At 63.0% G+C, this 11216-nt stretch carries 11 protein-coding genes and 1 tRNA gene; 9 read left to right on the top strand and 3 right to left on the bottom strand.

What is annotated here, in order from left to right; genetic code table 11:
- Positions 1 to 318 (bottom strand): GatB/YqeY domain-containing protein (locus JOZ76_RS34715; RefSeq protein WP_291705886.1); only part of this gene is annotated, 318 nt, incomplete at its 3' end.
- A 100-nt stretch (positions 319 to 418) separates the two neighbouring features.
- Here JOZ76_RS34715 and JOZ76_RS34710 point away from each other — a divergent pair.
- The 3 genes from JOZ76_RS34710 to JOZ76_RS34700 all read left to right on the top strand — a co-directional run bounded on the left by JOZ76_RS34710 (position 419) and on the right by JOZ76_RS34700 (position 2918).
- The gene (locus JOZ76_RS34710) at positions 419 to 925 is read left to right on the top strand and encodes a GNAT family N-acetyltransferase (RefSeq protein ID WP_291705885.1); all 507 of its coding nucleotides are present in this window, start codon (positions 419 to 421) and stop codon (positions 923 to 925) included.
- Between the two features lie 83 nt (positions 926 to 1008).
- Positions 1009 to 2199, top strand: coding sequence for a glutamine-hydrolyzing carbamoyl-phosphate synthase small subunit (gene carA / locus JOZ76_RS34705; RefSeq protein ID WP_291705884.1), 1191 nt, complete (start codon positions 1009 to 1011; stop codon positions 2197 to 2199).
- Positions 2200 to 2390: 191 nt separating this feature from the next.
- On the top strand, positions 2391 to 2918 hold the full coding sequence (locus JOZ76_RS34700) for a hypothetical protein (protein ID WP_291705883.1): 528 nt from the start codon (positions 2391 to 2393) through the stop codon (positions 2916 to 2918).
- A 114-nt stretch (positions 2919 to 3032) separates the two neighbouring features.
- Here JOZ76_RS34700 and JOZ76_RS34695 read toward each other — a convergent pair whose 3' ends face one another.
- The gene (locus JOZ76_RS34695; RefSeq protein ID WP_291705882.1) at positions 3033 to 3575 is read right to left on the bottom strand and encodes a Dps family protein; all 543 of its coding nucleotides are present in this window, start codon (positions 3573 to 3575) and stop codon (positions 3033 to 3035) included.
- Between the two features lie 112 nt (positions 3576 to 3687).
- On the opposite strand from JOZ76_RS34695, the gene JOZ76_RS34690 reads away from it, so the two are divergent.
- The 5 genes from JOZ76_RS34690 (at position 3688) to JOZ76_RS34670 (ending at position 9760) form a co-directional block, all read left to right on the top strand.
- Entirely contained in the window at positions 3688 to 4392 is a 705-nt protein-coding gene (locus tag JOZ76_RS34690; protein ID WP_291705881.1) for a class I SAM-dependent methyltransferase, read from the top strand.
- 89 nt (positions 4393 to 4481) lie between these two features.
- A tRNA-His gene (locus JOZ76_RS34685) sits at positions 4482 to 4557 on the top strand.
- Positions 4558 to 4816: 259 nt separating this feature from the next.
- Positions 4817 to 8281 carry a carbamoyl-phosphate synthase large subunit gene (gene carB / locus JOZ76_RS34680; protein ID WP_291705880.1) on the top strand — a complete coding sequence of 1155 codons (3465 nt, stop codon included), beginning with the start codon at positions 4817 to 4819 and terminating at the stop codon, positions 8279 to 8281.
- A gap of 209 nt (positions 8282 to 8490) precedes the next feature.
- Positions 8491 to 8964 carry a transcription elongation factor GreA gene (gene greA, locus JOZ76_RS34675; RefSeq protein WP_291705887.1) on the top strand — a complete coding sequence of 158 codons (474 nt, stop codon included), beginning with the start codon at positions 8491 to 8493 and terminating at the stop codon, positions 8962 to 8964.
- Positions 8965 to 9346: 382 nt separating this feature from the next.
- The gene (locus JOZ76_RS34670; RefSeq protein WP_291705879.1) at positions 9347 to 9760 is read left to right on the top strand and encodes a DoxX family protein; all 414 of its coding nucleotides are present in this window, start codon (positions 9347 to 9349) and stop codon (positions 9758 to 9760) included.
- Between the two features lie 107 nt (positions 9761 to 9867).
- Here JOZ76_RS34670 and JOZ76_RS34665 read toward each other — a convergent pair whose 3' ends face one another.
- The gene (locus JOZ76_RS34665; RefSeq protein WP_291705878.1) at positions 9868 to 10347 is read right to left on the bottom strand and encodes an Lrp/AsnC family transcriptional regulator; all 480 of its coding nucleotides are present in this window, start codon (positions 10345 to 10347) and stop codon (positions 9868 to 9870) included.
- 279 nt (positions 10348 to 10626) lie between these two features.
- On the opposite strand from JOZ76_RS34665, the gene JOZ76_RS34660 reads away from it, so the two are divergent.
- On the top strand, positions 10627 to 11216 hold a 590-nt coding region (locus tag JOZ76_RS34660), incomplete at its 3' end, for an NAD(P)/FAD-dependent oxidoreductase (protein WP_291705877.1).

The following is an 11216-nucleotide window of genomic DNA, read 5'->3' as shown; positions in this document are numbered from 1 at the left end:
GATCGCGGCCCTGACCTCGTCCTCCGACATCTGCTTCGGCAGATAGGCCGAGATGACCGCGATCTCCTCACGCTCCTGCGCGGCGAGTTCGGCGCGACCGCCCTTGTCATAGAGCTCGACCGCCTCCTGGCGCTGCTTGATCATCTTTTGCAGCACGCCGAGCAGGTCGGCATCCGACAGCGGCGGCTTGCCCTGCCCGCGCGCGTCGATGTCGGCGTTCTTGATGGTCGAATTCACCATGCGCAGCGTCGAGAGTTTTCGCTCGTCCTTGGCTTTCATCGCCTCCTTCACGGCGGTGTTGATGTCATCGCGCAGCATGGTCAAACCCTTTTCAAGTGCGTAGCCTGCTGATCTAGGCCGTTCCGGGCCGATAAACAACCGAACTTCCCGCTTGCGACGAGAAACTGGAAGATCCGCCGTGACAACCTCCCGAGAGATCAGACTGCTTACGCCGGCCGATGCGCCGGTCTTTCGCGACATCCGCCTTGATGGTTTGCGGCAGAACCCGCACGCATTCCTCGCCACATTCGAGCTAGAAAACGCGATGCCGATATCAAGGTTCGAGGAGAGGACTTTGACCAGCAGCGTGTTTGGCGCCTTTGTTGACGGCGAGTTGCTCGGGGTCGCCGGCTATCGACAGCAGGACGGCGTCAAGGAGAGCCACAAGGCCATCCTGTGGGGCATGTATGTGCGGCCAAAGGGCCGCAATCGCGGCCTCGGTCAGGACCTGATCGAGGCCATTGTCGCGCACGCGTCCGGGAGCATCGAGCAGTTGAAACTGGTCGTGACAAGCGGCAACGAGCCCGCTCACCGGCTCTATCGCAGACTGGGATTTTCCGAATATGGCCGGGAAATAAGGGCCTTGAAGCATGATGGCCGGTATTTTGACGACATCCTGATGGTCAGGTTCCTGGCTGCGGGTTGATCGGCCCATTTGCGGGAAACGCATGTGGGTTGGCCGCTTTACCGCTTTGACGGCGGCCATTTGCCCGACTATGTAGGGGCCTCATGACACACATCGAAAACGACGCCGCCTGGCCGGACCTCAAGCCGACCGCGCTCCTCGTGCTCGCCGACGGCACGGTGCTGGAAGGTTTTGGGCTCGGCGCCGAAGGCCACGCCGTGGGCGAGGTCTGCTTCAACACCGCGATGACCGGCTACGAGGAGATTTTGACCGATCCCTCTTATGCCGGACAGATCATCACCTTCACCTTCCCGCATATCGGCAATGTCGGCACCAACGAGGACGATATCGAGACCGTGAACATGGCCGCAACGCCCGGCGCGCGCGGCGTGATCCTGCGCACCGCCATATCAGATCCCTCGAACTATCGCGCCACCCGTCATCTCGACCAGTGGCTGAAGGCGCGGGGCATCATCGGGCTGTCAGGCATCGATACCCGCGCGCTGACCGCGCTGATCCGCAGCAAGGGCATGCCCAACGCGGTGATCGCCCATGCCAAGGACGGCAAGTTCGACCTGCATGGCCTCAAGGAAGAGGCGCGCGAATGGCCGGGGCTCGAAGGCATGGACCTCGTGCCGATGGTCACCTCCGGCCAGCGTTTTACCTGGGACGAGACCCCCTGGGTGTGGAACGAGGGCTTTGGCCGGCAGACCACGCCGGAGTTCAACGTCGTCGTCGTCGACTACGGCATCAAGCGCAACATCCTGCGGCTGCTCGCCGGCGTCGGCTGCAAGGTCACCGTGGTGCCGGCGACCACCTCGGCCGAAGACATTTTGGCGCTGAAGCCGGACGGCGTGTTCTTGAGCAACGGGCCCGGCGATCCCGCAGCGACCGGCAAATATGCCGTGCCGGTGATCAAGAGCGTGATCTCCTCGGGCACGCCGACCTTCGGCATCTGCCTCGGCCACCAGATGCTCGGACTCGCGGTCGGCGCGAAGACGATGAAGATGCATCAGGGCCATCACGGCGCCAATCATCCGGTGAAAGACGAGACCACCGGCAAGGTCGAGATCACCTCGATGAACCACGGTTTTGCGGTCGACCAGGCGACGCTGCCGAAAGGCGCGACGCAGACCCATGTCTCGCTGTTCGACGGCTCCAATTGCGGCATCGCGCTCGACGACAGGCCGGTGTTCTCCGTGCAGTATCACCCCGAGGCCTCGCCGGGCCCGCGCGACTCGCACTATCTCTTTCAGCGCTTCGCCGAGTTGATGCGCGCAAACAAAAGGGCTTAAGGCGCCGTCATTGCGAGCGAAGCGAAGCAATCCAGACTGTCGCCGCGGACATAGCCTGGATTGCTTCGGCGCAAGCGCGCCTCGCAATGACGGCCCGTGCAGGACCTGGCGCGCTTCCACCCGTTTGGACGGGAACATCAGCGGCTGACACCGGGTTGAAACGGCGGATCGTTTTTCGCGGGAGAACCGCCATGCTGACCGTCAAGGAGAAAATCCAGCCGCTCGCCATCGTCTTCGGGGACGACGGGCTGGTGCCGAACAATCCGATGCCGTTTTTGGTCTACAAGGGCGCGCTCGATTTCGATGGCGCCGAGCCGGAAGCCGCGATCGAAAAACTGTTCGGCGCCCATGGTTGGGGCGACATGTGGCGCAACGGCATTTTCGACTATCTGCACTATCATTCAACCGTGCACGAGGCGCTCGGCATCGCCCGCGGACATGCGCGGGTGCGCTTTGGCGGCGACGCGGGTCGGGAGATTGATGTTGCGGCCGGCGACGTCGCGATCCTGCCCGCCGGGACCGGACATCAGTGCCTCCTGGCGAGTAACGATTTCGCCGTGGTCGGCGCCTATCCGCCGGGGCCGAAAATGCAGATCACCCGGCCGACGCCGGAAAATCACGCGAAAGCGTTGATATCGATTCCGCAAGTGCCGCTGCCGACGACCGATCCGGTAACGGGCAAGGGTGGTCCGCTGACGAAGCTGTGGAAGCGATCGTAAATCGTAACAAATTACAGCGTGGGCAAAGGCGCTCTTGCGGCGTGCCCACCGGGCCATCAGCGGAAGCCTGGAGGGTGGGCCGCTTCGCTTGGCCCACCGTACAGAGCAGCGCCGCTACGCCGCGTTGCTGCTTTCCTGGCGGCTCGCCTCGAACAGGAACCAGGTGCGGCGTTCGGTCTCGTCGATGAAGGTTTCGAGCAGGCCCGCGGTGCCGGAATCGTCGTGCTTCTCGCAGATCTCGTGGGCTTTGCGCATGGCGGCGGCGATGTGCTTGTTGTCTTCCATCAATTCGCGCAGCATCTGCCGCGGCGGCACATAGTCCTCGTTGTTGTCCTGGATCGTCTGCAGTTTCGAGACATGGCCGATCGAGCGCAAGGTCGTGCCGCCGAGCTTGCGGACCCGCTCGGCGAGCTGGTCGGTCGAGGCGAAAATCGCGTCCGACTGCTCGTCCAGCATCAGATGACAATCGTGAAAATGCCGGCCGCTCACATGCCAGTGAAAGTTCTTGGTCTTCAGATAGAGCGCGAACGCGTCCGCCAGCAGCACGTTGACGGCGGCTGAGATTTCCCCCACCGCATCCTTGGACAGGTCGGTCGGCGTATCGAGCTCGGGGTTGACGTTGAGGGGTTTGGTTTTTTTGGCTTCGGCTTTGCTCACGGGGACCTTCCTGTTAGGAACCAGCGCTATGGACAGGGGTGATCGGACCCGTTAACGCCGCAGCTTGAGGGCGGTTCCAGCTTCGGGGAACCGCGCGCGAGACCAGAGTGTCATGGACGAGTGGATCGATTATTACGATTCGACGCATACGATCTATGTGAGCAAGTTGCACCGTGAGCTGCATTTCAAGCTGATCGCGCGCGACATCATCGCCTATATCGACCGGCCGGATCAGGTCGTGCTGGACTATGCCTGCGGCGAAGCGCTGTCGTCGAACATGGTGGCGGACGCCTGCGGCACCCTGATCCTTGCTGAAGCAGCGCCCGGCGTGCGCGGCCGGCTGATCGCGCGCTTTGCGCCGGACACCAGGATCAAGGTGCGCTCGCTGCAGGAAGTGCGCAATATGCCGGAAAAATCCGTCGATCTGGCGGTCATGAACTCGGTCTCGCAATACATGACGGCGGACGAGCTCGATCAGGCCCTACAGGTCATCCGCCGCCTGCTGAAACCGTCGGGCCGCCTGGTGCTGGGCGATGTGCTGCGGCCGGAGGTCGGGATGTTTCGCGACGTGATCGCGCTGCTGCGCTTTGCCGCGATGCATGGCTTTTTCAGGGATGCGCTGATCGGCCTGGTCTCCACCGCGCTGTCGGACTACCGGGAGCTGCGCAAGAATCTCGGCCTGCAGCGCTATGGCGAAGCCGAGATGATCGCAAAGCTCGAACGCAATGGCCTGATCGGCACGCGGGTGCGAACCAATATCGGCTACAACCCCTGGCGCATGACCTTTGTCGCGGTCCACGCGCCGGGTGTCGAGTGATCCCCCAGGTCGTAAATTCAGTAACGGCTGGTTAGGGATAAACCGCACCTCACGTCGCTCACCGTCGCGTGATCGGTCATGATAGCATTGGCCCGGTGGCGGAAGCGTCGACGCGGGAGCGGTGCATCGCTCTTTATCCTGGTTCAAATCCAGGCCGGGCCTCCAGCCTTCGCTCGCTGCGCGAGCTTCGGCTCGGCAAGCCAGCCAAACCGTTGCCAGTATACGGTACCAGCACCCTGCCGACGCTTGCCCGGGAAGCCCGGATCGGGGCAAAACGCGGTTGACGGGTCCGTTTTCGGGGTTTCGCCGCCCCGGAATCTGGTCTAAAGACGCCCCGCGCGCGGGGCAAAGCCTCACGCAATAGCTCCAAGGGACGCGCGGACGCGCGCCCTTTTTTTGTGCCCATTTTCGCTTCCGAGACTAGATGCCCAAACGAACCGACATCTCCACGATCCTGATCATTGGCGCCGGCCCGATCGTGATCGGCCAGGCCTGCGAGTTCGACTATTCAGGCACGCAGGCGGTCAAGGCGCTGAAGGAAGAGGGTTTTCGCATCGTCCTCGTCAACTCCAACCCGGCCACCATCATGACCGATCCGGAGCTGGCCGATGCGACCTATATCGAGCCGATCACGCCTGAGATCGTCGCCAAAATCATCGAAAAGGAAAGACACGTCATCCCCGGCGGTTTTGCGCTGCTGCCGACCATGGGCGGCCAGACCGCGCTGAACTGCGCGCTGTCGCTCAGGCGCCTCGGCACCCTCGCCAAATTCGATGTCGAGATGATCGGCGCCACCGCTGACGCCATCGACAAGGCGGAAGACCGCCAGCTGTTCCGCAACGCGATGGAAAAGATCGGCCTGCAGACGCCGAAATCGCGGCTCGCCAACGCCTCCGCGCTGAAAAAATCCTATCGCGACAAATACCTCGCCGAGCGGGAAAAGCTTTCCGGCGCCGCGCTGGAAGAGCTCGATCGGCAATGGGCGCTCGGCGAGAACGAGCGGCGCAAGCGCTACCAGGAGCACGCGCTCGGCGAGGCGCTGCTGGCGCTGTCCGAAATCGGTCTGCCCGCGATCATCCGGCCGTCCTTCACCATGGGCGGCACCGGCGGCGGCATCGCCTACAACAAGGAGGAATATCTCGACATCATCGAGCGCGGCCTCGACGCCTCTCCGACCAACGAGGTCCTGATCGAGGAGAGCGTGCTCGGCTGGAAAGAGTTCGAGATGGAGGTGGTGCGCGACAAGAAGGACAATTGCATCATCGTCTGCTCGATCGAGAACCTCGACCCGATGGGCGTGCACACCGGCGACTCCATCACGGTGGCGCCGGCGCTGACCTTGACCGACAAGGAATACCAGATCATGCGTGACGCCTCGATCGCGGTGCTGCGCGAGATCGGCGTCGAAACCGGCGGCTCCAACGTGCAGTTCGGCGTCAATCCTGCTGATGGCCGCATGGTCGTGATCGAGATGAACCCGCGCGTGTCGCGCTCCTCGGCGCTCGCCTCGAAAGCGACAGGCTTTCCGATCGCCAAGGTCGCGGCAAAACTCGCGGTCGGCTACACGCTGGACGAGATCGCCAACGACATCACAGGCGGCGCGACACCGGCCTCGTTCGAGCCGACCATCGACTATGTCGTCACAAAGGTTCCGCGCTTTGCCTTTGAGAAATTTCCCGGCGCATCGAGCACGCTGACCACCTCCATGAAATCGGTCGGCGAGGTGATGGCGATCGGCCGCACCTTTCAGGAAAGCCTGCAAAAGGCGCTGCGGGGCCTCGAGACCGGCCTGACCGGCCTCGACGAGATCGAGATCGAGGGGCTCGGCCGCCACGACGACAAGAACGCGATCCGCGCGGCGCTCGGCACGCCGACGCCGAACCGCATCCTGCAGGTCGCGCAGGCGATGCGGCTCGGCTGGTCGAATGATGAGATCTTCAACTCCTGCAAGATCGATCCCTGGTTCCTCGCCGAGATGCGCGGCATCGTCGAGATGGAAGAGAAGGTGCGAAAGAACGGCCTGCCGCACAACGCGTTCGGCATGCGGACGTTGAAGGCGATGGGCTTTTCGGATGCGCGGCTGGCGGTCCTCGTGGGGAGCACCGAGGCCGAGGTCACGGCCGGGCGCCGCGCGCTCGGCGTCCGTCCGGTGTTCAAGCGCATCGACACCTGTGCCGCGGAATTCGCCTCGCCTACGGCCTACATGTATTCGACCTACGAGGCACCCTTTGCGGGAGAGCTCGCCGACGAAAGCGCGCCATCGGACAAGAACAAGGTCATCATTCTTGGCGGCGGTCCGAATCGCATCGGCCAGGGCATCGAGTTCGACTATTGCTGCTGCCATGCCTGCTTCGCGCTGCACGAGGCGGGCTATGAAAGCATCATGATCAACTGCAATCCGGAGACGGTGTCGACCGACTACGACACCGCGGACCGGCTCTATTTCGAGCCGCTGACCTCCGAGGACGTGCTGGAGATCATCGCGACCGAAAGGACGAACGGCACGCTGGCCGGCGTGATCGTGCAGTTCGGCGGCCAGACGCCGCTGAAGCTGGCGCGCGCGCTGGAGGAGGCCGACGTGCCGATCCTCGGCACCTCGCCGGAGGCGATCGACCTCGCCGAGGATCGCGACCGCTTCAAGCGCGTGCTCGACAAGCTCCGCCTGAAACAGCCGAAGAACGGCATCGCCTATTCGGTCGAGCAGGCGCGGCTGGTCGCCGCCGATCTCGGCCTGCCGCTGGTGGTCCGCCCCTCCTACGTGCTGGGCGGCCGCGCGATGCAGATCATCCGCGAGGACACCCAGCTCTCCGACTATCTGCTCGGCACGCTGCCCGAGCTGGTGCCCGCCGACGTCAAGGCGCGCTATCCGAACGACAAGACCGGGCAGATCAATACCGTGCTCGGCAAGAACCCGCTGCTGTTCGACCGCTATCTGTCGGATGCCACCGAGGTCGATGTCGATTGCCTCTGCGACGGCAAGGACACCTTCATCGTCGGCATCATGGAGCACATCGAGGAAGCCGGCATACACTCAGGCGATTCCGCCTGCTCGCTGCCGCCGCACTCCCTCGACGCCGAAACCATCACGGAGCTGGAGCGGCAGACGCGCGAGCTGGCGCTCGGCCTCGACGTGGTCGGACTGATGAACGTGCAATATGCGATCAAGGACGGCGAGATCTATGTGCTCGAGGTCAATCCGCGCGCCTCGCGCACGGTGCCCTTCGTCGCCAAGGTGATCGGCATGCCGGTCGCCAAGATCGCGGCCAGGATCATGGCGGGCGAGAAGCTCGCCGACTTCGGTTTGAAGAAGAAGCACCTCAGGCATATCGGGGTCAAGGAATCGGTCTTCCCGTTCGCCCGCTTCCCCGGTGTCGACACCGTGCTGGGGCCGGAGATGCGCTCCACCGGCGAGGTCATGGGCATCGACCGCTCCTTCGAGGTGGCGTTTGCGAAGAGCCAGCTCGGCGGTGGTACCCGCGTGCCCCGCAAGGGCACCGTGTTCGTCTCGGTGCGGGAGACCGACAAGGTCAGGATCGCGGAGGCGGTCCGCCTTCTGCACACGCATGGCTTCAAGGTGGTGGCAACCTCCGGCACGCAGCGCTTCCTCAGCGAACAGGGCGTTCCGGCCGAGAAGGTCAATAAGGTCCTGGAGGGCCGGCCGCATATCGTCGACGCCATCACCAATGGCGATATCCAGCTCGTCTTCAACACCACAGAGGGGCCGCAGGCGCTGGCCGATAGCCGCTCGTTGCGGCGCGCCGCGCTTTTGCATAAGGTGCCGTATTACACCACCCTTTCCGGGGCGGTGGCGGCAGCCCAGGGCATCCGCGCCTATCTCGGCGGGGATCTTGAGGTCCGTACCCTGCAGAGTTATTTTTCGGAAAACTGACCGCCGGCCGTGCTACACTCGCGGCCGGGCGATCGGCGATAGTGCCGGAACGGCTGGAACTCACCACCTGGGAGAAAGGTTGTTTCGGCCCCACAGAGGCCGGAACGACGAGGCTGGTGCGCTGCGCCTAAGCCCGGAAAGCCCGATTCAAGCTATCTCGTGCGCGCTGCGGGCCCTAAGGCCCGCGCGATTGAAGGACAAGAACTATGATGGAAAAGGTTCCGATGACGGCGGCAGGCCATGCCGCGCTGACGGACGAATTGAAGAAGCGGCAGTCCGTCGAGCGCCCGCGCATCATCGAGCACATCGCGGAAGCGCGCTCGCATGGCGATCTTTCGGAGAACGCGGAATATCACGCTGCCAAGGAGGAACAGTCGCACAACGAGGGCCGCATCGCCGAGCTCGAGGACAAGCTCGCGCGCGCCGACGTAATCGACATCTCGAAACTATCGGGCGACACCATCAAGTTCGGCGCGACCGTCACGCTGATCGACGAGGACACCGAAAAGAAGACGGTCTGGCAGATCGTCGGCGAAGTCGAAGCCGACGCCAAGAAGGGCAAGATCTCCATCACCTCGCCCCTCGCGCGCGCCCTGATCGGGAAGAAGAAGGGCGCCTCCGTCGAAGTCGTGACGCCGGGCGGCGCCAAAGCCTACGAGATCACCAAGGTCGAGTGGCGCTGAGTTCCAAACGCAACCTTGCCTATATGTCGGAAAAGCCGCGGTCGCCGCGGCTTTTTGTTGCGCTGCCGTTACGGTCGCATCACAGCAGTAGGGGCGACCACAAGGGTCGCCCCTACGATCTTGCGATCGTAGAGGCGACCATCCCGATCGTAGGGGCGCCCCTGGTGGGCCCCCCGCAAGGCGCAATCGTGCGCCCGATCCGTCACAAGCAGGCGATTTGTGGGCTTTGCCGCGCACATCCCGGTGACGACGAGCCGATCCTGCGTTACTGCTGACACGCGATGAATTACGGTTGAAACAGCGCACGTCAAATGCCGCTCCAGTGCAACCTGATCTCATCGCGGTCACGATCACCATGTGTCCAGATTGGGGGACTCTGAAAATGGACAAGTTTGAACAAGCGCTCACCAAGTACCAGCCGATGGCGCTCAGCCTGATGCGGTTCATCACCGGCCTCTTGCTGTTTCAGTTCGGGGTCGCAAAGATCTTCAAGTTTCCGGTGCTGCCCTATTTCGCCAACATCCCGCCGCTGATCTACGCGGCCGGACTGATCGAGCTCATCCTGGGCGCGCTGCTGATGGTCGGGCTGCTCACGCGGCCGGTTGCGTTCATCCTGGCCGGCGAGATGGCGTTTGCCTATTTTCTCGGCCACATGTTCAAGACTGGCGAGCCGGTGTTCCTGCCGCTGATCAACAATGGATCGCTCGCGATCGCGCTGTGCTTCACCTGCCTGTTCATCGCGACCGCCGGTGGCGGACCGATCAGCGTCGACGCAGCGATCGGCAGGAAGAGCTGACAATCTCCGTCATTGCGAGCGAAGCGAAGCAATCCAGAGGTCTGTCCGCGGGATAAGGCCTGGATTGCTTCGGCGCCAAGGCGCCTCGCAATGACGGCGAGGGGCCATCACCCCTTCGTCCTCACCTCCAGCGGCACGGCCGCCTCGTATTTCGAATTGTGCAGGACGAGCGAGGTCCGGACGTTGCGGACGTGAGGGGCAGCCGTTAAGTGGGTGACGAAATCCTGAAAGGTCGCCATGTCGGGCGCCACGCATTTCAGGATGAAATCCACCTCGCCCGAGAGCATCCAGCATTCGCGCACCAGGGGCTCGGCGCGCACGAACGCCTCGAACTCGCGCAAATCGGCGTCCGCCTGGCTCGACAGATGCACGGATGCAAACACCGTGACGTCGAAGCCGAGCCGGCGGGCGTCGAGCAAGCCGCGATAACCCTTGATGTAGCCTTCTTCCTCGAGAGTGCGCACCCGGCGCAGGCAGGGCGGCGGGGAAATGCCGACGCGCCTGGCGAGTTCGACATTGGTGATTCGGCCATCCGCCTGGATTTCGCTCAAGATTTTGAGGTCGATCTCGTCAAGATTCTTCGACACGGCAGACAGGGTCCTGGTTGGCACGCCGGCAGCTAGCTGCCGGCAACTGTCTTACCCCAGCTCGCGCCTTATGCGCAATTTTATTGCGCGTTCTGTCCACTGGCGGTTGTTCCAGCAGAGGAAAATTCGCCGATATGGATTGCAATTCTTGCATGGCTTCCCAGATATCCTAAATTGGACTCTGAGACTTTCGGCGGAGGTCGCGAGGCGTTTTCGGCGCATTCAGCTCTGTCGCCGCCAAAGCTTCATCGATTTAAGACCTGCCCGAGACAACCAGCCATGTCCTCTCCCATCCATGCCAAGGTCGTCATCATCGGTTCCGGTCCGGCCGGCTATACTGCGGCGATCTACGCCGCGCGCGCCATGCTCGAGCCGATCCTGATCCAGGGCATCCAGCCCGGCGGGCAGCTCACCATCACCACCGATGTCGAGAATTACCCGGGTTTTGCCGACGTGATCCAGGGCCCGTGGCTGATGGAGCAGATGGAAAAGCAGGCGGCCCATGTCGGGACAAAGATCGTCACCGATCTGGTCACCAAACTCGAACTGTCGCAGCGGCCGTTTCGCCTGACCTGCGACAGCGGTGATGTGTATCTGGCCGAAACCGTCATTCTCGCCACCGGCGCGCAGGCCCGCTGGCTGGGCCTGCCCTCCGAGGAGAAGTTCAAAGGTTTTGGCGTTTCGGCCTGCGCCACCTGCGACGGTTTCTTCTATCGCGGCAAGGAGGTCGTCGTGGTCGGCGGCGGCAACACCGCGGTGGAAGAGGCGCTGTTCCTGACCAATTTCGCTTCGACGGTCACGATCGTGCATCGCCGCGATCACTTCCGCGCCGAGCGCATCCTGCAGGAGCGGCTGTTCAAGAATCCGAA

Origin of the sequence: Bradyrhizobium sp., assembly GCF_019244115.1 — a bacterium.
Lineage (GTDB): Bacteria > Pseudomonadota > Alphaproteobacteria > Rhizobiales > Xanthobacteraceae > Bradyrhizobium.
Note: the sequence above shows the minus strand (reverse complement) of the source record. Positions and strands in the feature narration are given on the sequence as shown.

Coding starts and splice junctions, on each gene's coding strand:
- carA (WP_291705884.1), top strand. CDS start 1,009: ATGACACACATCGAAAACGACGCCGCCTGGCCGGACCTCAAGCCGACC.
- JOZ76_RS34700 (WP_291705883.1), top strand. CDS start 2,391: ATGCTGACCGTCAAGGAGAAAATCCAGCCGCTCGCCATCGTCTTCGGG.
- JOZ76_RS34690 (WP_291705881.1), top strand. CDS start 3,688: ATGGACGAGTGGATCGATTATTACGATTCGACGCATACGATCTATGTG.
- carB (WP_291705880.1), top strand. CDS start 4,817: ATGCCCAAACGAACCGACATCTCCACGATCCTGATCATTGGCGCCGGC.
- greA (WP_291705887.1), top strand. CDS start 8,491: ATGGAAAAGGTTCCGATGACGGCGGCAGGCCATGCCGCGCTGACGGAC.
- JOZ76_RS34670 (WP_291705879.1), top strand. CDS start 9,347: ATGGACAAGTTTGAACAAGCGCTCACCAAGTACCAGCCGATGGCGCTC.